The sequence below is a fragment of the Flavobacterium sp. LM5 genome, assembly GCF_002017945.1.
Classification (GTDB): domain Bacteria; phylum Bacteroidota; class Bacteroidia; order Flavobacteriales; family Flavobacteriaceae; genus Flavobacterium; species Flavobacterium succinicans.
On record NZ_MUFX01000001.1, the window covers coordinates 1,477,130 to 1,501,782 of the forward strand.

Annotated in this window: 18 protein-coding genes; 17 read left to right on the top strand and 1 reads right to left on the bottom strand. The window is 37.5% G+C overall.

Annotated features, from left to right (window positions below):
- Positions 1-38: 38 nt before the first annotated feature.
- The 14 genes from BXU11_RS06265 (at position 39) to BXU11_RS06330 (ending at position 20,403) form a co-directional block, all read left to right on the top strand.
- On the top strand, positions 39-2,489 hold the full coding sequence (locus BXU11_RS06265; RefSeq protein ID WP_078211378.1) for a prolyl oligopeptidase family serine peptidase: 2,451 nt from the start codon (positions 39-41) through the stop codon (positions 2,487-2,489).
- A 55-nt stretch (positions 2,490-2,544) separates the two neighbouring features.
- Positions 2,545-4,545: a glycoside hydrolase family 2 protein gene (locus BXU11_RS06270; RefSeq protein WP_078211379.1), complete on the top strand. Its 2,001-nt coding sequence runs from the start codon at positions 2,545-2,547 to the stop codon at positions 4,543-4,545.
- A gap of 28 nt (positions 4,546-4,573) precedes the next feature.
- A complete protein-coding gene (locus BXU11_RS06275; RefSeq protein WP_078211380.1) occupies positions 4,574-6,844 on the top strand; it encodes a GH92 family glycosyl hydrolase in 2,271 nt (756 codons plus the stop codon).
- 186 nt (positions 6,845-7,030) lie between these two features.
- Positions 7,031-7,888, top strand: a complete 858-nt coding sequence (locus BXU11_RS06280; RefSeq protein ID WP_078211381.1) for an endonuclease/exonuclease/phosphatase family protein — start codon at positions 7,031-7,033, stop codon at positions 7,886-7,888.
- A 57-nt stretch (positions 7,889-7,945) separates the two neighbouring features.
- Positions 7,946-10,231: a GH92 family glycosyl hydrolase gene (locus tag BXU11_RS06285; protein WP_078211382.1), complete on the top strand. Its 2,286-nt coding sequence runs from the start codon at positions 7,946-7,948 to the stop codon at positions 10,229-10,231.
- Between the two features lie 6 nt (positions 10,232-10,237).
- Complete coding sequence (locus tag BXU11_RS06290; RefSeq protein WP_078211383.1) at positions 10,238-11,704, top strand: glycoside hydrolase family 125 protein; 1,467 nt, start codon at positions 10,238-10,240, stop codon at positions 11,702-11,704.
- Between the two features lie 339 nt (positions 11,705-12,043).
- Positions 12,044-13,138 (top strand): glycoside hydrolase family 18 protein, encoded by a 1,095-nt coding sequence (locus BXU11_RS06295; protein ID WP_223253679.1) that lies wholly within the window; start codon positions 12,044-12,046, stop codon positions 13,136-13,138.
- Positions 13,139-13,372: 234 nt separating this feature from the next.
- Positions 13,373-14,284 carry an ROK family protein gene (locus BXU11_RS06300; RefSeq protein WP_223253680.1) on the top strand — a complete coding sequence of 304 codons (912 nt, stop codon included), beginning with the start codon at positions 13,373-13,375 and terminating at the stop codon, positions 14,282-14,284.
- Positions 14,285-14,310: 26 nt separating this feature from the next.
- Positions 14,311-15,306 carry an isoaspartyl peptidase/L-asparaginase family protein gene (locus BXU11_RS06305; RefSeq protein ID WP_078211385.1) on the top strand — a complete coding sequence of 332 codons (996 nt, stop codon included), beginning with the start codon at positions 14,311-14,313 and terminating at the stop codon, positions 15,304-15,306.
- Between the two features lie 603 nt (positions 15,307-15,909).
- On the top strand, positions 15,910-16,584 hold the full coding sequence (locus BXU11_RS06310) for a copper homeostasis protein CutC (protein ID WP_078212125.1): 675 nt from the start codon (positions 15,910-15,912) through the stop codon (positions 16,582-16,584).
- A gap of 257 nt (positions 16,585-16,841) precedes the next feature.
- Complete coding sequence (locus BXU11_RS06315) at positions 16,842-17,501, top strand: hypothetical protein (protein WP_139363450.1); 660 nt, start codon at positions 16,842-16,844, stop codon at positions 17,499-17,501.
- Positions 17,502-17,627: 126 nt separating this feature from the next.
- Positions 17,628-18,476: an AbaSI family restriction endonuclease gene (locus BXU11_RS06320; RefSeq protein ID WP_078211387.1), complete on the top strand. Its 849-nt coding sequence runs from the start codon at positions 17,628-17,630 to the stop codon at positions 18,474-18,476.
- A 176-nt stretch (positions 18,477-18,652) separates the two neighbouring features.
- Positions 18,653-19,261, top strand: coding sequence for a hypothetical protein (locus BXU11_RS06325; RefSeq protein WP_078211388.1), 609 nt, complete (start codon positions 18,653-18,655; stop codon positions 19,259-19,261).
- 56 nt (positions 19,262-19,317) lie between these two features.
- Complete coding sequence (locus tag BXU11_RS06330; RefSeq protein ID WP_078211389.1) at positions 19,318-20,403, top strand: nuclease-related domain-containing protein; 1,086 nt, start codon at positions 19,318-19,320, stop codon at positions 20,401-20,403.
- 130 nt (positions 20,404-20,533) lie between these two features.
- Here BXU11_RS06330 and BXU11_RS17825 read toward each other — a convergent pair whose 3' ends face one another.
- The gene (locus tag BXU11_RS17825) at positions 20,534-20,704 is read right to left on the bottom strand and encodes a hypothetical protein (RefSeq protein ID WP_189318508.1); all 171 of its coding nucleotides are present in this window, start codon (positions 20,702-20,704) and stop codon (positions 20,534-20,536) included.
- Positions 20,705-20,986: 282 nt separating this feature from the next.
- On the opposite strand from BXU11_RS17825, the gene hisS reads away from it, so the two are divergent.
- From hisS to dnaJ, 3 genes are all read left to right on the top strand, one after another.
- On the top strand, positions 20,987-22,357 hold the full coding sequence (gene hisS, locus BXU11_RS06340) for a histidine--tRNA ligase (protein WP_078211391.1): 1,371 nt from the start codon (positions 20,987-20,989) through the stop codon (positions 22,355-22,357).
- 315 nt (positions 22,358-22,672) lie between these two features.
- The gene (locus BXU11_RS06345) at positions 22,673-23,248 is read left to right on the top strand and encodes a nucleotide exchange factor GrpE (RefSeq protein WP_078211392.1); all 576 of its coding nucleotides are present in this window, start codon (positions 22,673-22,675) and stop codon (positions 23,246-23,248) included.
- A gap of 53 nt (positions 23,249-23,301) precedes the next feature.
- A complete protein-coding gene (gene dnaJ, locus BXU11_RS06350; protein ID WP_024981194.1) occupies positions 23,302-24,411 on the top strand; it encodes a molecular chaperone DnaJ in 1,110 nt (369 codons plus the stop codon).
- Positions 24,412-24,653 lie beyond the last annotated feature (242 nt).

Below are 24,653 nucleotides of genomic sequence, written 5' to 3' on the forward strand. Positions count from 1 at the left end.
ACCCAGCTTATATTTAATAACAGCATAAATTTAATACGATGAGAAAACTCTTTTTATTATTATTATCATTTCAAGTAACGACAATGGTAGCCCAAACTACCGTCAAAGGAAATGTAGTAGAATATTTTGGTAAAGAAAAAATAGAAACCACCGCAGAAGGAAAGGTTTTACATCAATTCACCAATGGTTTTTTTCTTATCGATCCTATTCCAGCAGGAACCCTTTTTAACGGACAAGATATTGTCGCTTGGAACTATGCCAATACGGCAACTTTACAATCAAAAGTTAACAAAGAATGGACGCCAGTAAGCGCAGATTCAGCAGGCGTTTTTAAAAGTACTGATGCTTCAAAAGGCTTTTTGTTTACACAATTTAATGCCGCAAATGAGCAAATCGTACTTTTAGAAACTACCGGAGGCACACGAACCTATGTAAACGGTTTTCCACATGAAGGTGATACTTATGATTATGGTTACGCTTTGGCTCCCATAGTTTTGAAAAAAGGACATAATGAATTTATTTTTACTGCTGGTCGCTACGGAAGAGTGGCCACAAAATTGGTAATTCCATCCAAAAATATTCTGTTTACCTCACGCGATATGACTTTACCCGATGTTATTATTGGTGAAACAAATGCCAAATGGGGCGCTATCCGAATCATTAATGCTACTAATAAAGCTGTAAAAGGACTAACCATTACTACCGAGTTGGCCACTGGAGAAAAAACAGTGTACCAAACCGATGCCATCATGCCATTGCATGTGCGTAAAGCCAAATTCTTAATTCCAGCCACAACTTCTAATGTTGTCGGCCCTATAAAAGCAGTGGTAACCCTCTCAGATAGCAAAGGAAAAGTACTCGATACTATGTCTTTTGAATTGCAAGTACGAAAAGCAACCGTTCACCACGAAAGAACTTTTTTGAGTAAAGTAGACAAAAGTGTGCAATACTACAGTTTGGCTCCAGCCCTAAATCCTGGGCCACAAGCCTTGGTTTTGTCAGTACACGGTGCTTCTGTAGAAGCCAGAAATCAAACAAGAGCGTACAAGCAAAAAGATTGGACGCACATTGTAGCACCAACCAATCGTCGTCCTTTTGGATACAATTGGGAAGAATGGGGACGCATCGATGCGCTTGAAGTTTTAGCCGAAGCTAAGAAAATATTGCAACCCATTCCGGCATTAACCTATTTAACCGGACATTCTATGGGCGGACACGGGTCTTGGTTTTTAGGAACGAATTACCCAGATAAATTTGCTGCGGTGGCGCCTTGTGCTTCTTATCCAGATATCATGACCTATCGTTCTGAAAAAACCGATTTGAATAATGCTGATACTGATGCTTTTTCGTTCATAAAAAGAGCAGCCAATGCCGGAAGAGTCAAAAGCATGATTCACAATTTAAAACAATCTGGAGTGTATGTGTTGCATGGCGACGCTGATAGTACTGTTCCGGTACATCATGCGCGTACTATGCGCAATGTTTTGAGTGATTTTCATCCGAATTTCTGTTATTATGAATACCCAAAAGGGGAACATTGGTACGGAGACGAATCGGTAGATTGGCATCCTATCTTCGAATTTTTCAAACGTCAATCCATTCCAGAGAATAATCAAGTAACCGAAATTGATTTTACAACAGCTTCTCCAGTAGTTTCTGCCAAAGATTATTGGATTAAAATTGAACAACAAGAACAACCTTTTGAGTTCTCGAATGTAAAAGCCAATTGGGAAAAGCATTTTATTACCATTACCACTCAAAACGTGGCGATGTTGGAATTGGATTTACCTTCTTTAAAAATAAAAGGAACGGTGGTTATAAAAATAAATGACCAACAAGTGACTACGAGTACCGACAAAAAAGTACTTATCGCGGTTCAAAAAGGAAAAGTACAGTTGGTCAATCAATTGAATACCAAACAAAAATATGCTGAGCGTCAAGGCGGATTCAAATATGCTTTTGATAATAATGTGGTATTGGTCTATGCTACAGGCGGGACAAAAGCTGAAAAAGAATGGTATGAAAACCGCGCTCGTGTAGATGCCGAAACGTTTTATTACAGAGGCAATGCCAGTATTGATGTTGTGGCGGATACCGATTTTAATCTAAAAGCCTACAAAGACCGAAATGTCGTGCTTTATGGTAATGCTACTACTAACAAAGCTTGGAATGTATTGCTGAAAAATGCGCCAATTCAAGTGAAAAACAATCAAATTTCGGTTGGAAATAAAACTCTTAAAGGGAATGATTTGGCAACTTACTTTGTGTATCCTCGAAAAGATAGTCCAACGGCATTAGTTGGAGTAGTGGCAGGTACTGGTGAAAAAGGAATGAAAGCGACAGCATTGAATAGTTATATTTCTGGAATTACAGGATTTCCTGATGTCATGATATTTACTGCCGATATGCTCAAAAACGGTTTGACTGATATGAAAGTGACTGGTTTTTTTGATAACGATTGGTCGGTACAATCTTTGAAATTTTATTAACTAACTTTAGGATTCATTAGCCATGCAATAGTCTTTGGTAATTAAAATAGAAAATATGAAGCACTTCTCCAAAATAAAATCATTCGGTTTACTGCTACTATCGTTGGTACACCTTTCGGCAGTTGCCCAAAAAGCGACTATTGAAATTCATTCGAATTGGAACTATAAAGAAGTAGGTACGTCAAAATGGTTTCCCGCTAGCGTTCCTGGTGAAATTCACACCGATTTGTTGAACAATAAACAAATTGAAGATCCTTATTTCGGTACTAACGAAGAAAAATTACAATGGATCGAAAAGAAAGATTGGGAATACAGCACGACTTTTAAAGTGACACCAGTTCTTTTGAAAAAGAAAAACATCAACCTTGTTTTTGACGGCTTAGATACTTTCGCGACCGTTTACCTGAACAATCAAGAAATTTTGAAAGCAGATAATATGTTCCGTCAGTGGAAAGTTGAGGTAAAAAAAGCACTTCGTCCCGGAAATAATACGCTAAGAATCGTCTTTGAATCGGCACAAAATAAAGCCGATGCCCTAGCCAAAAAGGACTTGCCTTTCGTAATTCCAGACAATCCCAGAGCCTATATTCGTAAAGCACAGTTTCATTTTGGATGGGATTGGGGACCAAAATTTACCACTTGCGGTATTTGGAAAGCGGTTCGTTTAGAAGCCTTTGATGCGCTTCCTTTAGAAAAACCGTACACTTTAGATCGCAAAATTGAATTGGTGCAAGAAGATGACAAACATGGAAAATCTTTCTATTTTAAAATCGATGGAAAACCAGTCTACATGAAAGGAGCGAACTATATTCCATCAGATGCTTTTCAATCTAGAGTGACGAAAAAAGAATACGAGAAAGTAATCAAAATGGCCAAAGAAGCCAATATGAATATGCTTCGTATTTGGGGAGGTGGTATTTATGAAGACGATTATTTTTATGATTTATGCGATAAAAACGGTATTTATGTTTGGCAAGATTTTATGTTCGCAGGAACGATGGTGCCCGGAGACAAAGCCTTTTTTGACAATGTTAGGGAAGAAGTAAAATACCAAGTAAAACGCTTGCGTCACCACCCGAGTATCGTGGCTTGGTGTGGAAATAACGAAATTGATGAGGCTTTTCATCATTGGGGATGGCAAAAATCATTTGCAATTTCTAAAAAAGATTCGACCAAATTATGGCACGATTATGTGCGACTTTTTCAAGATAGTATTCCAAAATGGGTGAAAGAAGTTGACGGAAAACGCCCTTATATCAGTACTTCGCCAGTGTACGGCTGGGGAAAAGAAAAAAGTATTACCCACGGCGATAGCCATTATTGGGGCACTTGGTGGGGATTGCAAGACCTAGAAATTGTAGAACAAAAAACAGGCCGATTTGTGAGTGAATACGGTATGCAAGCCATGCCAAATTATAGCACGATCGAAAAAATTACGTCGCCAAAAGATCGTTTTTTATACTCAGACGCTATCAAATCACATCAAAAAGCGGGGAAAGGTTTTGAAAAATTGAATTCGTATTTGAATCGTTATTTTATAGATTCGACTCAAATTAAGAAAATGAACGTAAAGGATTATACCTATCTCACTCAATGTTTGCAGTATTATGCTTTGAAAAATATCATTGGCGTTCATCGTGCAAAAGCACCTTACAACATGGGCACCTTGGTTTGGCAGCTCAACGATTGTTGGCCCGTTTCGAGTTGGAGTGTAACCGACTATTACAACCGACAACCCAAAGCCGCTTGGTATGCCATGCGCGAAGCTTATCGAGACGATACAACGCCACAAGTTGATTGGACACGCCCTATTGATTTCAAACTCGAAGATCCAAAAATCAGCTACACGATACAAGGCAATGTTATAACTGTAAAAGCAGTACGAGAGGCCAAATATGTACACATTGAAATAGAAAATTTCACCGACAAATTGAGCGATGATTATTTTGATCTAAAAGCAGGAGAAGAGAAAAAAATCATGATTGAGGGACCTAAAATTAAGCCCAAAATTTCGATCACATCGCTTTATGAGGTTTTAGAAAAATACAAATTATAATAGTAGAATGGAATAAAAAGGGAAGATTATGAGGAAGTTTAAGGGACAGAATAAGAGTAGAATAGTTGGGATGGCCTTGTTGCTGGTTTTTCAATTGGGATTTTCTCAAAGTAAACCGTTATCCAAAAAACAAAGCCTAACGCAATTTGTAGATCCATATATTGGTTCTGGAGGTCATGGACATGTTTTTGTGGGAGCCAATGTACCTTTGGGAGCTGTACAATTAGGCCCTGTGAATATATTCGAAGGGTGGGATTGGTGTAGTGGCTACAATTATCAAAGCAATACCATTGTTGGATTTACGCATCAGCATTTAAGCGGAACTGGAATTGGTGATTTGAATGATATTCTGGTATTGCCTGTTACCGGAAAAGTGCCTTTGACCAAAATCACCAAAGAAAACATGAACGGCTATGGTTCTTTTTTCTCTCATGAGAAAGAAGTTGTAAAGCCAGGATACTACAGTGTGGTCTTGGACAAATACAACATCAAGGCAGAACTTTCTACAACGAAACGCGTCGGATTTCATAAATATACGTTTCCTACCAACAACGATGCGCACGTTTTGGTGGACTTAGCCGATGGTGTGGGCTGGGACAAACCGATGAAAACATTTGTCAAAAAAATTAACGAAACAACCATTGTGGGTTACCGACTTTCCGAAGGATGGGCAAAGGATCAAAGAGTTTATTTTGCCATGACTTTTTCGCAACCCATCAGTAAAATGGAGTTGTACGATGCGGTTACACCCAAAGCAGGAACAGAATTGGAGGGCGTAAGAGTAAAAGCTGTGATTGATTTTGCCTCTTTAAAAAATAAAGAAGTATTGGTTAAAATTGGAATTTCACCCGTAAGCTACGACAATGCCTTAGATAATTTAAAAGCCGAAGCACCGCATTGGGACTTTAATAAAGTGGTCCAACAAGCCGATGCCGATTGGAACAAAGAATTAAGCAAAGTAAAAATCAGTGCCGACTTGAACACCAAAAAAGTGTTTTATACAGCCATGTATCACACCTTGTTTGCACCTTCTATTTTTAATGATGCCAATGGCGATTATTTAGGTACAGACAAAAAAGTGTATACTAAACAGAATTTTACTAATTACACTACTTTTTCGTTGTGGGATACCTACCGCGCGTTGCATCCTTTGTATACCATCATGCAACCTGAAAAAATTAATGATATCATTCAGTCCTTTTTGGCCATTTACAAACAACAAGGTCGCTTGCCTGTTTGGCATTTGATGGGAAATGAAACCGATTGTATGAATGGGAATCACTCCATAGCTGTAATTGTGGATGCATATCTAAAAGGCTTCCGTGATTATGATGTGAATTTGGCCTACGAAGCCATCAAAACCACGGCCATGCAAACCAGAGCAGGAATGGATTATGTACAAAAACTGCAATACATTCCTGCCGATTCTCAACTAGAATCCGTAGCCAATGCTTTAGAATATGCTATTGACGATTGGGGCGTGGCTCAAATGGCTAAAGCGTTGAATAAGCAAGCCGATTATGAATATTTTTCAAAAAGAGCCCAATTGTACAAAGCCTATTTTGATCCAGAAACAGGATTTATGAGAGGGAAATTAGCCAATGGCGAATGGAGAACCCCATTTAATCCTTTGGCTTCTTCACACCGAAAAGACGATTATGTTGAAGGAAATGCTTGGCAATACACTTGGTTGGTGCCTCATGATCCGTATGGTTTGATTGATTTGTTTGGTGGAGAAGCACCATTTTTGAAAAAATTCGATCAATTGTTCGAACTTCCTGAAGTACTCGAAGGTGAAGAAGTTTCTCCAGATATTACTGGTTTGATTGGGCAATATGCTCAAGGTAACGAACCGAGTCATCATATTCCTTACCTATATGCTTACGTGGGACAACCTTGGAAAACGGCCAAAATTGTTCGTGAAGTTTTTGAGAAATTTTACACCACCAAACCCGATGGAATTTGCGGGAATGAAGATGTAGGACAAATGTCGGCTTGGTACATTATGTCTTCTATGGGATTCTACAGTGTTAATCCTTCAAACGGAATTTATGTTATGGGTAGTCCTTTGGTACAGTCAGCCACCATTCAAAATCCAAAAGGGAAAGCTTTTACCATGAATGCGATTAATAATTCGGCTACGAATATTTACATTCAAAAAGCAGAATGGAATGGAAAACCGTACACAAAATCATACCTCACGCACGAAATGATTGCCAAAGGTGGCGAACTGAAATTGTTTATGGGTAGCCAACCTTCTGCCACTTTTGGGGTAGCCAAAGCAGATAGACCGCTTTAGATAATGTTCAACCATGAATGGTGAAGGTTGATAAAAAATAGTCATTAAGATATTGAGCGAATAAAGACTTAATGGATCTTAATATCTTAATGGTTTACATTTTTTGAAACTTAATTTTAAAGCTGAACACACACAATTTGTGGTAGGATTTTTAAAAATAGAGACACCACACTAAATTCGAAAATTATGAAGAAAATAATCAGTAGTATTTGTTTTGCTTTGGCCTTCTTTTTAGGAAATGCGCAAAACGCCAAAACGTCTAATTATACGATCATGTCTTTCAATATTCGATATGATAATCCAAATGACGGAGCCAACAGTTGGCAAAATCGGAAAGACAATGCTTTGAACATGCTTCGTTACAACGAGGTCGATGTTTTGGGATTGCAAGAAGTCTTAGCGCATCAATTAGCAGACATAAAAAAAGAATTTCCCGAGTATGAAGCCATTGGAGTAGGGCGAGAAGATGGGAAACAAAAGGGTGAATTTAGTCCTGTTCTTTTCAATAAAAACAAATTTCAATTGCTCCAATCAGGTTACTTTTGGTTAAGCGAGACTCCGACACTTCCTTCCAAAGGTTGGGATGCTGCTTGCGAACGCATCGCTACTTGGGTACAGTTGAAAGACAAGAAATCGGGTAAAAAAGTTTTTGTACTCAACACCCATTTCGATCATGAAGGCCAAGTTGCCCGTCAAGAAAGCGTGGCATTGATTAAAACCAAGATTGACCAATTGAGCAGCAATTTTCCAGTTATTTTGATGGGTGATTTCAATGCAACTCCTGAATCCAGCATTATTCAATCCTTATTGAAAAACGACAGCAGAACACCTTTGTTTGACGCAAAGAACAAAGCAAAAGTAGTATATGGCCCGCAATGGACGTTTCATGATTTTGGCAAAATCCCTTTCGAAAAGCGTATACTGATTGATTATTTTATGGTGAGCCCTTCGGTGAATGTTCAAAAATATGGGGTACTTGCCGAGACCTTAAACCAGACACAATTGTCTGATCATACCCCAATTCTTATTAAAGTCACACTATAATATTGAGACTCATTAACAACACAGGAACAGGTTTAGGTTCTTGATAAAATAGCAGCAATGAATTACAAAAAAATCTTTTTAAGCCTTACTTTATGGTCCTCCCTTTTGACAATAGCCCAAAATAAGGGCGCAGATCCTGTAGATCATGTCAATCCATTAATGGGAACACAATCTACTCATGCCCTTTCCAATGGAAATACTTATCCTATAATCGCCCGACCTTGGGGTATGAATTTTTGGTCACCTCAAACTGGAAAAATGGGCGATGGCTGGATGTATTCGTACAATGCCGATAAAATTCGAGGGTTCAAGCAAACCCATCAACCCTCGCCATGGATCAATGATTATGGGCAATTTTCGATTATGCCTACCACGGGTAAAATTGTAGTGAATGAAAACGAACGTGCGTCTTGGTTTAGTCATAAAGCCGAAAGCGTGAAACCCCATCACTACAGTGTCTATTTAGCCGATTACGATGTAACTACCGAAATGACTGCCACTGAAAGAGCGGCTCATTTTCAAATCACCTTTCCAAAAAATGACCAATCTTCAATTGTGATTGATGCTTTTGACAAAGGTTCTTATATCAAAATCATTCCTTCACAAAACAAAGTGATTGGGTATACCACGCGCAATAGTGGCGGCGTACCGAGTAATTTTAAGAACTATTTCGTTTTACAATTTGACAAAGCCTTTGCTTACCAACATACTTGGAATAAAAGCGGTATTGTTAAAGATGTTTTAGAAATGAAAGCGGATCATTCAGGTGCTGTAGTAGGTTTTAAAACCCAAAAAGGAGAGAAAGTAAACGTTCGTGTAGCGTCTTCTTTTATCAGTTTTGAACAAGCCGAATTGAATTTGTCTCGCGAATTAAAAAACGATTCTTTCGAAAAAGTAGTAGCTGATTCTAAAGCCATTTGGAACACAACTTTAGGAAAAGTAAAAATTGAAGGTGGAGATGAAACGCAAAGAAATACGTTTTTTTCTTGTTTGTACCGCACCGTTCTTTTTCCTCAAAAACAATATGAAATGGACGCTAACAACGCCATTGTACACTACAGTCCTTTTAACGGTACCGTACAATCGGGGTATATGTTTGCAGGAACAGGATTTTGGGATACGTTTAGAGCCTTATATCCTTTGTTGAATTTGGTCTACCCATCGATCAATAAAGAAATGCAAGAAGGATTGATCAATGCGTACAAAGAAGGCGGATTTTTGCCAGAATGGTCTAGCCCTGGTTTCCGTGATTGTATGGTGGGGAACAATTCTGCTTCTGTAGTGGCTGATGCGTACTTGAAAGGTTTACGAGGGTACGACATCAACACCTTGTATGAAGCGCTTCTAAAAGGAGCCAACAACGAAGGCCCAGACGCTACCGGACGAAAAGGGGTGAAGTACTACAACACGCTTGGCTATGTTCCTTTTGATGTGAAAATCAATGAAAATGCGGCCAGAACGTTAGAGTATGCTTATGATGATTTTACGATTTGGAAATTGGCCAAAGCTTTAAACCGTCCAAAATCTGAAATCAAAATGTTTGAATCTCGCATGATGAATTATAAAAAATTATTCAACCCCGAAATCAATTTGATGAGTGGTCGTAACAAAGACGGTTCTTTCCCTAAAAATTTCAATCCTTTCAAATGGGGCGATGCGTTTACAGAAGGCAATGGATGGCATTACAGCTGGAGTGTATTTCATGACATTCAGGGCTTGATCGACTTGATGGGAGGCACCACAAAATTCAATGATAAACTTGACTCCGTTTTTGATTTACCTCCAGTTTTTGACGAAAGTTATTATGGAGCCGTGATTCATGAAATTCGTGAAATGCAAATCATGAACATGGGACAATATGCACATGGCAATCAGCCGATTCAGCATTTGATTTATCTGTACAATTACAGCGGACAACCTTGGAAAACACAATTTTGGTCTCGTGAAGTGATGAACAGAATGTACAAACCAACGCCAGATGGGTATTGTGGTGACGAAGATAACGGTCAAACGTCGGCTTGGTACGTATTCTCCGCTTTAGGATTTTACCCAGTTTGTCCAGGTTCAGACGAATATGTGCTTGGAGCGCCATTGTTCAACAAAGCCTCTATCGAATTTGAAAACGGCAAAGTGTTGACCATCAATGCCCCTGAAAATTCAGATGAAAACAAATATGTAAAAACCTTGCAATGGGACCAAAAGGAATATGATAAAAATTATCTCAACCATTTTGATCTGTTAAAAGGAGGAGCGCTTCATTTTGATATGACCGCTACTCCCGACCAAAAACGAGGAACTACTCCCGCTAGTTTTCCTTACTCTTATTCATTAAACAAAAAATAAAACGATATGCAATCACGTAGAAAATTTATTAGAAATTCGGGATTATTTACCGCAGGAGTTTTAGCCATGCAAAATCAAATTTTTGCCATGAACTCTGATTCTATTTTTGATATAGCCAAAGACAAGAAATTCATCAGTCAACGTCCGCCTTTGGCACAAAGAAAGTTTACCAGTAAAGCCATTGAAGCCGCTATAGTTCGAGTGAAAAAACAAATTGCTAATCCAGAATTGGCTTGGTTATTTGAAAACTGTTTCCCGAATACTTTAGATACCACGGTTGATTTTGAAATGATCGATGGCAAACCCGATACATATGTGATTACTGGCGATATTGATGCGATGTGGTTACGCGACAGTACCGCTCAAATTTGGCCTTATATGCCTTTTATCAAAGAAGATGAAAAGCTAAAACTGTTGATTCAAGGGGTAATCAACCGTCATACCAAATGCATTTTGTTGGATCCTTATGCCAATGCTTTTTATAAAGATTTCAACGAAGTGAGCGAATGGAAAAATGACATGACCAAGATGCAACCCGGTATTCACGAGCGCAAATGGGAAATTGATAGTTTGTGTTATCCAATCCGATTGGCGTACCAATATTGGAAACAAACCGGCGATTTGAGCGTTTTCGATAAAGATTGGAAAGAATCAATGCGTTTAGTATTACAAACGTTCAAAGAACAACAACGTTGGGAAAACAAAGGCCCTTATACGTTTCAACGTCATACCGCTTGGGCGACCGATGGCGTGCCTTTGGCAGGATATGGATATCCCGTAAAACCTTGTGGACTGATTGTTTCTACCTTCCGTCCTAGTGATGATAGCACTTTGTTTGGATTCTTGATTCCGAGTAATATGTTTGCGGTGGAGGTATTAGGCAATTTAGTAGAAATGTTCTCTTCTCCTGGATTGAAAGATCCAGAAATGGCAACCAAAGCGCAAGAATTGAAAGCGCAAGTCACCAAAGGACTTGAAGAACACGGTATTGTGAATCATCCAAAATTAGGAAAAGTGCTTGCCTTTGAAGTGAATGGTTATGGTAGTTTCCACATGATGGATGATGCCAATGTACCTTCGTTGATCTCTTTACCGTATTTGGGCGCTATCAAACCAGAAAGCGAACTGTATTTGAATACCCGAAAAATTATCCTTTCAGATAATAATCCATTTTTCTACAAAGGAAAAGCAGGCGAAGGAGTAGGAGGACCACACACGGGCGAAGATACCATTTGGCCGATGAGCATCATTCTCCGAGCGTTGACGAGTATTGATGAAAACGAAGTAAAAGCGTGTTTGAGCAATTTGATCAAATCCAATGCCGATACCGGTTTCATGCACGAATCGTTTCATAAAGACGACGTACATCAATTTACCCGAAAATGGTTTGCATGGGCGAATACCTTGTTTGGCGAATTGATTATGGATGTGAGCGTTAAATACCCTCATCTATTAAAAGACAAAAACATATAATAAAAAAGTTCCGGAGGAACGATCGATTTTGTAGCAACGGATTTTAATCCGTTGTTAGGAGGAACGGCCAATTTTGTAGCAACGGATTTTAATCCGTTGGTTAGGAACGATCCATAATGTAACAACGGATTTTAATCCGTTGTTGAGAATGATTCATTTTTTAGTAACGGATTTCAATCTGTTGTTGAGAAAATGTGTTTTTAGTTTGTTGTTAAGAGAGGTTGATTGTATAGCAACGGAGTAGTCATCCGTTGCTAGCAACAGCCGTTAGGAAAATTGTTTTTTATCCCTTTATTGCTCGTGTTTTTTGTAGAGAATTGTAATAAAATAATATTGATTATGAGAAATATAGTAAAAAAAATAGGTGTTTTATTGCTTCTTATGAGCTTTTCTGTTTTGGCTCAGAAAAAGTCACAAATGGATGTTATTGCTTATTATACAGGGGATAAGGAAGGAATTAACCAGTACAATGTCGGCCAATTATCGCATATTATTTTTAGTTTTTGTCACTTAAAAGACGGCAAACTACAAGTAGACAACGCCAGAGATTCGATTACCATAAAATATTTAGTTAGTTTAAAAAGCAAGCATCCCAAGCTCAAAGTCATGTTGTCTTTGGGCGGTTGGGGTGGTTGTCCAGATTGTTCGGAGGTGTTTTCGACTCCGAAAGGAAGAGCTGTTTTTGCTCAATCGGTGAAAGAAGTAAATGCGTATTTCAAAACTGATGGTCTCGATTTGGATTGGGAATATCCCACTATCGAAGGATTTCCAGGGCACACTTATCAAAAAGCAGATAAAGCTAATTTTACCGCTTTGGTGCAAGAACTCCGCAAGGCTTTAGGACCAAAAAACGAGCTGAGTTTTGCTGCGGGAGGTTTTCAAACCTATTTGGATCAATCGGTCGAGTGGAAAAAAATCATGCCATTGCTGGATCGGGTGAATGTAATGAGCTATGATTTAGTGAATGGATATTCAAAAGTTACAGGACATCATACGCCATTGCATCGCACTTTTGAAGGAGAAGAAGCTACGGATCATGCGGTGGATTATTTGCTGAATTTAGGGATTCCTAGTTCCAAAATTGTGATTGGTGCTGCTTTTTATACTAGAGTTTGGAAAGATGTTAAGCCAATCAATAACGGATTGTACCAAAGTGGGATTCCGACTAGTGGAGTAAATTTTAAAAAATACACTACCGAATTCACAGCTGAAAAAGGATGGAAATATTTTTGGGATGCCAAAGCCAAAGCGCCTTATTGGTACAATGCAACCGAGGGATTATTTGCCACAGGCGACGATCTAGCCTCGGTCAAAGCCAAAACGCAATATGCTAGGGATAAGAAATTGGGCGGTATCATGTTTTGGGAATTGGTCTTAGACGAACCCCAAAACGGAATGCTCGAGGCCATACATCAAGCCAAAGGCAATAACTAAGATAAAGTTCCGGAGGAACGGCCAATCTTGTAGCAACGGATTTTAATCCGTTGGGTAGGAACGGCAATTTTGTAGCAACGGATTTCAATCCGTTGATAGAAGCAATTGTGGTAACGCCCAAATTAAATAATTTAAAAAAAAAGCTATTGATGATAGCAGTAAACGATAAAGTAGTCACGGCATAAAGTCCGTTGGTTTTATAAAATTAATTTAGAAACGAGAATGAATACGGATATGAAACATGTAATCACCTTAGATATTGGGGGATCCCACATCACAGCCGCTGTGGTCAATGCCACGACCAAAACAGTGTATACAAACACCATTGTAAAAGAATCATTTGATTCGAATGAAGAAGTAGAGGAGGTTTTAAGCCTTTGGAAAAAAGTAATTTATACTTGTTTTGCCAAAGCCGATGTCCAAAAACTTGAAGGATTGGCGTTTTGTATGCCAGGGCCTTTTGATTATGAAAAAGGGATTTGTTGGATTAAAGACCAATCGAAATACGAAAAATTTTACGGAGTAGATGTCAAGAAGGCGATACGTGAAAAAATGGAATTGCCGGCAGATTTTCCAGTGTATTTTCAAAATGATGCCGACAGTTTTGGGATTGGCGAGGTGTACCAAAATCCAGCATTTTTGGACAAAAAAGTCATTGCCATTACCCTTGGCACCGGATTAGGCGCTTGCTTTATTGATCATGGCAACGTGGCCTTGCATGCTGTGGGCGTACCCAAAGATGGCGAAATTTACAACCTTCCATACAAAGACACGATGGCCGAAGATTATGTTTCTGCCCGAGGATTGCTTCGTAACTACAATAACAAAGCGTCCCAATCGGTACAAAACGGTTTGAATTTGTATGAGTTGGCAGTTAGAAATGACGCTTTGGCCATTGCTGCTTTCCAAGAATTTGGCAAAGATTTGGCCGCAGTCTTACTTCCTTTAGTACAAGAATTTCAGGCCGAAGCCCTAGTTTTTGGCGGGAAAATTGCCGATGGAAAGGATTTCTTCTTACCAGAATTACAATCGCTTTTTGCAGCGCATGGGTTAGAACCGAGCATTGCCATTTCTAACGATAATGAAAAAGCAGCCTTGTTGGGAGCGGCTAATTTATTTTTAGCCGAAACATTAGCTGAAATGTAGTAAATTTAGGTTTCAAATGTAAACATATGAACAACCGTCGTCAATTTCTAAAAACAGCAACCATAGCCTCTGCGGCGGTGGTTTTGCCGTCTTTTACTGTTGCAGCAGAGGAAGTGCCAACGAGCACCCCTTCCAAAATCCGAAAACCTATAGTATTGTCCACTTGGCGTTTTGGCCTTCAAGCCAATGCTGCCGCTTGGGAAGTTCTCAAAAATAATGGTAAAGCCCTAGACGCAGTAGAAGCAGGGGTCAAAATTCCCGAAGGCGATCCCAACGAACGCAGTGTAGGTTACGGTGGCCGACCTGATCGCGATGGACGTGTCACGCTCGACGCTTGTATTATGGACGAAAAAGCCAATATTGGTGCCGTGGGTTGTTTGGAATACATCAAGCATCCTATTTCGGTGGCGCGTGCCGTGATGGAAAAAACGCCTCATGTGATGTTGGTAGGCGAGGGTGCTTTGCAGTTTGCCCTTTCGCAAGGATTTACCAAAGAAAATTTATTGGTCGAAGCCAGCGAAAAAGAGTGGAAAGAATGGCTCAAAACCAGCGAATACAAACCCATTGCCAATATCGAAAACCACGATACCATTGGCATGATTGCCTTAGACAATCACGGCGATTTGTCTGGCGCTTGTACCACTAGCGGTATGGCGTTTAAGATGCACGGCCGTTTGGGCGATTCGCCCATTATTGGAGCAGGTTTGTATGTCGATAACGAAATTGGAGCCGCTACCGCCACAGGACATGGCGAAGAAGTGGTGCGTATTTCGGGTTGTCATTTGGTGGTTGAGTTGATGCGACAAGGAAAATCTCCACAAAAAGCCTGCGAAGAAGCCGTGGCGCGCATCGTAAAACTAACCCAAAACCGTGGCAAAAACCTCAAAGACATCCAAGTTGGATTTATTGCGTTGAACAAGCAAGGCGAGTATGGCTCGTATTGCATTCAAGGGGGATTCAATTATGCGGTGCACGATGCTTCAGGCAACCAACTCATCGATGCGAACTACTTTTTAAAATAACTTAATAAAAAAATAATTAAACCATTAAGACATTAAGAACCATTAAGTTTTGATAGAAACTCAATGGTGGAAAAATAAAAACAATGCAGCGTATCATTAAGAATAATTAATTTAAACCATTAAGAACCATTAAGTTCTGATAGAAACTCAATGGTGGAAAAATAAAAACAATGCAGCGTATCATTAAGAATAATTGAATTGAACCATTAAGGCATTAAGAACCATTAAGTTTTGATAGAAACTCAATGGTGGAAAAATAAAAACAATGCAGCATATCATTAAGAATAATTAATTAAACCATTAAAATAGAATAAATCCTTAATGAACCTTAATGTCTTAATGGTAAAAAAAAAAAACCATTAAAATAGAATGAAGCCTTAATAAACCTTAATATCTTAATGGTAAAAAAAAAGCCACCCATTAAAATAGAATAAATCCTTAATGAACTTTAATATCTTAATGGTAAAAAAAAACACCCATTAAAATAGAATGAAGCCTTAATGAACCTTAATATCTTAATGGTAAAAAAAGCCACGCATTAAAATAGAATGAAGCCTTAATGAACCTTAATGTCTTAATGGTAAAAAAAAAATGCAACATCAAATGAACCAATTAGAAATCGCCTGTTTTAGCTTAGACGCCATTGCCATCGCCCAAGAAAATGGCGCCGACAGAATCGAATTATGTCTCGACCGAGACGCTGGTGGCATCACACCGCCCTTCGAAATGGCACAAGCCGCCCGTGCCCTGACCACCGTAGCGCTCAACGTGATGATTCGCCCACGTGAAGGCGATTTTGTCTACACCGAAACCGAGTTCCAAGCGATGAAAAACAGCATTACCGCTTTCAAAAATCTTGGCGTCGATGGTTTTGTGTTTGGCATCCTCCATCCAGACGGTAGCATTCATGCCGAGGGCAATGCCGCTTTGGTGAATTTGGCGCATCCGTTGCCTTGCACCTTTCACCGTGCTTTCGATGGTATCACTGACCCGCTGCAAGGGTTAGAAACGTTAGTGGCTTGTGGTTTCAAAACCGTCCTGACGTCTGGAGTGCGCACCAATGTGACCGAAGGCGCTGACCTCCTACAACAATTGGTCGCTTACGCCGGTGACCGCATTACGATGATGCCCGGAGGCGGATTGCGTTCGAGCAATGCCCGTTGGCTAAGCCAAACCACCCGAGCCGTGTACTACCATTCCGCCGCGATTACCGACGATAGCGAACTTCCCAACCCCACCGAAGTCGCCTTGCTAAAACAGCAATTGAATACCCTTTAAAATCCTATTTTGGGCATGTCCCCGAGGCACACGACTCTGCACAACCACAACTTCCTGCACCTCGGGGCCGGGCTGTACGCTATATCTCTTGGGGCGAACCCCGCCCCAAGAGGATGCCGCTCCCATCCCTCATGCGGGCAAGTCGGCAATTATTAGTGCTCAGAAAGCAGTAAGTAATGGTGAAATTTTGTAAGAAGATTTCAGAAAATTTTTATAAGTTTAGCGTAAAAATGGATATATTTGGGATTACATAAATTATGACCCTTATCATACCGATCTACCTCATTGCGGGTGGCTTTGTATGCTTTTGTTTTACATTTATAGAAGTTTGCGGTAATAATTCAGAAAATATGAGCTTAAAAGGACTAATTGAAAATCAAACAATAATTATTGATGATCATAAAAGAGGAAGTCGAGAAATTAAAAATTGGGACGATGAATCAAATGATGTTCATATTGACAAAATGACCAATTTTCCTCTCGACGGGAAACGGCAGAAAGTACGAATTAGAATTCCTATAAATTCCACTAGACCTATAAAAATTGAAAATCAAAAAAAAGATACTCTTACACAAATTCCAAAACAATTAGAAAGAGAAATTAAAAAAGCTTTTGAAAACACTGGAAAGAGAAGAGATTTTATTCTTGAAATAATCAACATATTAAAAGACTTTGAAACTTCGCTTAATAATGAAGATAGAGCAAAACAAATATTAGAAAATTTATCAAATCATTTTGGTCTCAAATGGACTGGAGAAAAAATTACAACTTATGTTGAAGAAGTTCTAATGGCTTACACCGAAGTATTTGAAGATAAAAAAGGTGAAAATTTTTTTATGAAAATAGACAAAGAAAAAATAGAAATTGGCCAAAATAGTGGTTATGCTAAACAATTTGGAAAAATAAATCGAAAATAATTACTACCACCAATACACGCTACAAGCAGTTTGGGTATTAGGCTTAATTTGAAATTGGTTTTGTATTTGGAAGATTTGGCAAATCCGAAATAGTGATTTACAGAAATTAAAATAATATTATATGATATGACTGAATTGGATTACGTAATTAAACAATTATCTAAAACAAACAAAAAGAATTACGAAAACTATGTTGTAACTCGTATTTGGCATGGATTAAGTTCTTTAGATGTGAAATTTATAACTCAACAATATGTCAGGAGACCTGAGGGTTATGCTTTGACTGATATGTATTTTCCTCAATTTGATTTACATATTGAGATTGATGAGCCTGCACATTTAAATCAAGAAGAACTTGATAGGAATAGAGAACTTGATATTATCAATTCAACAAATCATACTTTTGAAAGAATTGCAATTAATAACAACATAAGGGTCATTAATGAAAAAACGGACAAGATTATTGATCATATAAAAAAATTACGTGAAGATAGTATTCAAAATGATTCTTTTGTGCCTTGGGATTTAAAGAAAGAATTTAATCCAGATTTTCATAGAGAAAAGGGATATTTAGATATTAATGAAAACCCAGTTTTTAGGACAATTTTAGATGCTAGTAATTGCTTAGGTCAAAATTACAAAGGTGTTCAACGTGGTTGGTTTAAAAGTAAATTGTACGAAAATCATAATCTATGGTTTCCAAAATTTTATGAAAATGCTAACTGGGATAATAAAATGATTGAAGAAGGTAAAACAATTGTTGAGAAATGTAAAATTGAAGATAGAAAAGAATCTCATTATAAAAATTTAATTGATAGCCCTGTAAAAAGGATAGTGTTTCCAAGAAGTATTGATAATTTGGGTTTCATTTTGTATAAGTTTATAGGGATTTTTGAAACTGATAAGGAAAGATCAAATCCTGAAAATGGGATGTTTTATAAAAGAATCAACACACGAATTGAATTAAAAAAATAGCCTCCAAGAGCGTCCCGCTCGAGCCCATAACAATGTCTCATCCTAAAATAAGTTTACATAATTATTACAATCCATTTATCTAGATTTCAACACAAAATGAAGTATTTGTCTTTTTCACGGCAGCACAATCGTCTCGATCGAGTTCATTACAACTAACCCAAAACCAAAATAGAAAAATGAAAAAAAGAGTCCTGCTATTTTTATTGCTAAGTATGTCGCAGCTGCATTACAGTCAAAAATCCATTACAATGACGAACAGTTATGGAAGTGAAAATCAAGAAATTCAAAACTTAATGGATTTTGAGAAGATTTACACGGAGCGATTAAACTTCACAAGCGAAGATTTAAAAGGAAAAGATTATGAAGTGAGTCTTGAAGAATTCAAAAATGGAAAGCTCATTAAGACTAGTGCTCTTTTTGATAGCTCAGACAGTGATTATTTTAAAATTGACTCGAATAGCGAATCTTTAAGTTTCTTTTTCAAGCTAAGTGATGGAAAATTAAAAACCTATATAAGAGGAAAGAAGTTCGGGAGTAAAAAGTATTATTTTGAGTTGGATAGCGATTCAGATGAATATACATTAAAAGACTTTTTTGGAGATAAAAAAGAGGTAACTATTGATTTTCAAAAGAAAAATGCTGTTTTTGCCATTATAACCCCCACTATATATAATGACGGTTCAAGTTCGTATTGCGAGGTAGCCTATTCCGGCATTGCACCTGAGAAGTTTGGGGAACATTTTAATATTCCCCATTATTTTATTGTTTCCATAAAGTTCAAGTAGAAAAGTAATTGTAGTGTTTTAGATGGGTTAGAGTCAGTAATAATAATTTCTATAAAATGTGTTTAATTTATAATACAATTGGTGCTTTGAGTCATATAGAAAAGTATTTGACCCAAAATAACCTTAACGAGTTTCATTCGATTACCGATTTATTAAACTTTGAAAATGGCTATAGTGCTATTAAGCAACAAATTATTGAAGATCATAGGTTGGCGATCCAAACTGAACGTCAAACTCTCGAAGATGAAATACCGCGATTGAGCGAAGCAATTACGAATTGCGAGTTTGAACAAAATGAAAAATTAAACCAAAAACTAAGTGATCTACATCAAAGAGTTGAGTTGTTGTTTTTACCTAATTCGAGTTTTATTTCGATTCTAAAAGATTTATTTTTAAACATTAAGCTTTGGGCAAAAATTTGGTCGGCTCCTATTTTTTATCGAATTCACCTCTTCATTTTAACACGAAAGCAAAATAATTTACTCAAGCAAAAAACAATTCGCCTTGATTTTATAAACACTGACTTTGAGCGAGCAGTTATTCAAAGTAGTGCATGTGATTTACAAAGCCTTGAACGAAAGCTTGATTTGATATTAGAAATCAAGAATTTTATTTATGGTGCTATTGGAGAACATAAAGTTCAAATAGAGTTGTCAAAATTATCGGACGATTATGTTTTGATTAATGATTTTTCTTGTACTTTCAAAAAACCGATATTGTTTTCGAATGGTAAAGATGCCATAAAGTCAATTCAAATAGATCACGTATTAATTGCTCCTGCAGGAGTTTTTATAATTGAGACGAAAAATTGGAGTAAAAATTCTATTAAAAACATCGATTTGTTTTCACCCATTCAGCAAGTTAAAAGAACTAATTTTGCGCTTTCAAAAATTTTAGCTAGAAAAAAATTAAAAAAACATCATTGGGGAGTCAGAAAAATTCCAATAAAAAACATAGTGACTTTTATCAATAATAAACCAAATGAAGAGTTTCATTTCGTGAAAATTCTCGGACTACATGAGCTTGTGAAATATATTACTTATTTTCCATCATGTCTTTCAAAAGATGAGGTAGGTGAGATTTCTAGTTTTTTACTTAATTATGGTGATTCAAAAAATAATTCTTGCAAAATAAGCATATAACCTCATAAGAAACAAGATCACTTAGCGTGTCGCTCTCTATATAACCTCCAAGTTCCCTCGGAACGATTTATTTTGTAGCAACGGATTTCAATCCGTTGTTTAGGAACGATTTATTTTGTAGCAACGGATTTTAATCCGTTGGTTGGGAATGATTTATTTTGTAGCAACGCATTTCAATCCGTTGGTTGGGAACGATTTGTTTTGTAGGAATGGATTTCAATCTTTTGATCACAAAAAAAATATCCAGCTTGTCTTGTTTTCTATTGGCTCCAGCTTTAGATGGAGTTATGCTTGTTTTCAATTGGCTCCAGCTTTAGCTGGAGTTATTAAGGTTGGATTGTGTTGGCTTTAGCCCAATAAAAGCAGCTAATTTTGGCTAAAGCCTTTAAAATTTTCAAATTCCAGCCCTCCAACTTTAGTTGGAGATAAATTAATGTCTCCTAAAAACGGAATAGTTACACATCCACAAAAGGACTGCGTTGCTACAAGAAAAATGCACTATAGTAATAAACCCATTATTTTTGAATGGGAATTCTTTTAAAAAGTAAGATATTTGCAATCTTAATTGAAAATTCATTTTACAATGGCTTCAAAACCCAGTATACCCAAAGGAACACGCGATTTTTCGCCAGCCGAAGTGGCCAAAAGACAATATATTATTCAAACGATAAAAAGCAATTTTGAGAAATTTGGCTTTCAACCTATAGAAACTCCTTCCTTCGAGAACTCAGATACTTTGATGGGGAAATATGGCGAAGAAGGCGACCGCTTGATTTTTAAAATCTTGAATTCTGGAGATTATTTGTCAAAAGCCAATGCGACGCATTTAGAGAACAAAGACAGTTTAAAATTGACGGCGAGTATTTCCGAAAAAGCCTTGCGTTATGATTTGACCGTTCCTTTTGCGCGATACGTGGTACAACACCAAAGTGAAATCGAATTTCCGTTCAAACGCTATCAAATTCAGCCTGTTTGGCGCGCCGACCGTCCACAAAAAGGACGTTTCAGAGAATTTTTTCAGTGCGATGCCGATGTGGTAGGTTCCAAATCCTTGTGGCAAGAAGTGGAGTTGGTACAATTGTATGACACCGTTTTTACGGCTTTAGGATTAGAAGGCGTGACGATCAAAATCAACAATCGTAAAATTTTATCTGGCATTGCTGAGGTGATTGGAGCTTCGGACAAGCTGATTGATTTTACCGTGGCATTGGACAAACTAGATAAAATTGGCGAAGACGGCGTAAAGAAAGAAATGATCGAAAAAGGCATTTCTGAAGAAGCGATTGCTAAAGTGCAACCTTTGTTTAGTTTTACAGGAACTATTGCAGAGAAAATCAACCAATTGTCACAATTGCTTTCTGCTTCGGTAGAAGGGATGAAAGGTGTTGAAGAATTACAATTCATTTGCGAAAAAGTAACCCAACTCGGATTAGCTACCGCTCAATTGGATTTGGATGTGACTTTGGCCAGAGGATTGAATTATTATACAGGAGCTATTTTTGAAATCGCTCCTCCTAAGACTGTTTCCATGGGTTCCATTGGTGGTGGCGGAAGATATGACGATTTAACGGGTATTTTTGGTTTGAAAAACATGAGTGGTGTCGGGATTTCATTTGGTTTAGACCGAATTTATTTGGTTGTAGAAGAATTGGGATTGTTCCCAGATACTGTGTCGGCAACTTCGAAAGCATTGTTTGTGAATTATGGCGAAACCGAAGCTTTTGTGGCAATGCAAACCATTCAAAAGCTTAGAGCAGAAGGAATTAAAGTAGAATTGTATCCTGATGCAGTAAAAATGGGCAAACAATTGCAGTACGCAGATAAAAGAGGTATTGGCTATGCCGTGATTTTGGGAACACAAGAAATTGAATCCAAGACGTTTGCTTTGAAAAATCTAAGTACAGGTGAACAAGTGTTCTTGGATTATGAAGGATTAAAAAACCATCTTTTGTAATAGGTTGAGACCAAAAAAAAGCTTCGTTTGTTTAAACGAAGCTTTTTTTATTATAAACAATGCTGAATTAATAATTAACTAAAAACCGAAATATATTTTGTGTTACAAAAACAACTATTCTGATAAATAATAAGCAAATTTAGGCAAACTATTTCAAGATACTCTTAAAAATATATTAAATTTATAATAAGTGTGTAAAAATGAATGCAATAGGTGTTTTTTCTGATGTTTATTATCTAGTTGTTGTTATGACAATTTGGCATTTTTGGCATTTTGGCAATACTTTTGAGAATAGTTGAAAAGAATCAAAAAAGGATGTTTAAAAATTTTTTTAAAAATAAAAGCAATATGACTACTGAAAATACAGAGTTCGATCAAGAAATAGATGACGCAACGTTAGAGAATAATGCAAATGGAGAGCAACTTATCATTGAAGAATTAAGTGTTGAAGAACAATTGGCACAAGATTTAGCCAAAGAAAAAGATAAATTTTTGCGCTTGTTCGCTGAGTTTGAAAACTACAAAAGACGTACTACAAAGGAGCGTATTGAGTTATTCAAAACAGCCAATCAAGAAGTTTTATTGGCTTTGTTGCCTGTTTTGGACGATTTTGATCGTGCTATGGTAGAAATCAATAAGTCAGAAGATGAGTTATTGACTAAAGGGGTAGAGTTGATTCACGAGAAGTTGAAAGGAACTTTGGTGGCCAAAGGATTAGAAGTAGTGGATGTAAATGCAGGTGACGCTTTTAACGCTGATTTTGCTGAGGCAATTACTCAAATCCCAGCACCATCTGACGATTTAAAAGGAAAAATTGTGGATGTATTGGAAAAAGGATACAAATTAGGCGATAAAATTATTCGTTTTCCAAAAGTGGTTATAGGACAATAAATCAACATTCAAGTTAGCACATTTGTAGCTGAATATAATAGCACAATTTAAAAATGAAAAAAGATTTTTACGAAATATTAGGCGTATCTAAAAGTGCTTCGGAGGCTGAAATCAAAAAGGCTTACCGAAAAAAGGCCATAGAATTTCACCCTGACAAAAATCCTGACAATCCTGCAGCCGAGGAGCAATTCAAATTGGCTGCCGAAGCGTATGAAGTATTAAGCGATCCGCAAAAGAAAGCCAAATACGATCAATACGGTCACCAAGCTTTTGATGGAGCTGGAGGTTATGGCGGTGGTCATGGCGGTATGAATATGGATGATATTTTTAGTCAATTCGGAGATATTTTCGGAGGTGGCTTTGGTGGTTTCGGAGGCGGAGGCGGAGGTCCTCGTCGTGCCAAAGGAAGCAACATGCGAATTAAAGTCAAATTGACATTGGAAGAAATTGCCAATGGTGTTGAGAAAAAAGTAAAAGTTAAGCGTAAGGTACAAGCGCCTGGTGTTTCTTATAAAACCTGTTCTACTTGTAACGGTCAAGGTCAAGTGATGCGTGTGACCAATACTATTTTGGGTCGTATGCAATCGGCGTCAACTTGTCCGTCTTGTGGAGGTTCTGGACAAATTTTGGATAAAAAACCAAACAATGCCGATGCACAGGGAATGATTTTAGAAGACGAAACGGTTTCTATCAAAATTCCAGCTGGTGTAGTTGACGGTATGCAATTGAAAGTTTCTGGAAAAGGAAATGATGCTCCTGGAAATAGTATACCTGGTGATTTGATTGTAGCGATTGAAGAGTTAGAGCACGAGTTCTTGAAACGTGAAGGAGAGAATTTACACTACGATTTGTACATCAGTTTTGCGGAAGCGGTTTTGGGTATTTCTAAAGATATCGAAGCGGTGAATGGCAAAGTGCGTATCAAATTAGAAGAAGGGATTCAATCTGGAAAAATATTGCGTTTGAAAGGAAAAGGAATTCCAAGTATCAATGGTTACGGAAGTGGCGATTTATTAGTTCACGTGAATGTTTGGACACCAAAAACATTGACCAAAGAACAAAAACAATTCTTTGAAAATGCGTTGAACGACGATAATTTCACCCCGCATCCTGAAAAATCAGACAAATCATTCTTTGAGAAAGTTAAAGATATGTTTTCTTAATTTTTTTAATCTTATTTTATACTAATCCCTGTGTTTTTGTAGCACGGGGATTTTTTTGTCGTTTAGTTTTTTAAAATTGGATTACCGCAAATTCGCAAATTATTTTTTTTAAAGTATATTTTTTGATTACCGCAGATTCGCAAATTTTGAAAGTGTTTACAGTTGTGATAATTTGCGAATTTGCGGTTCAAATCTGGTTGGTATTAAAAAGGTAATTGAAATAGTAAAATGTACTTTTTAGC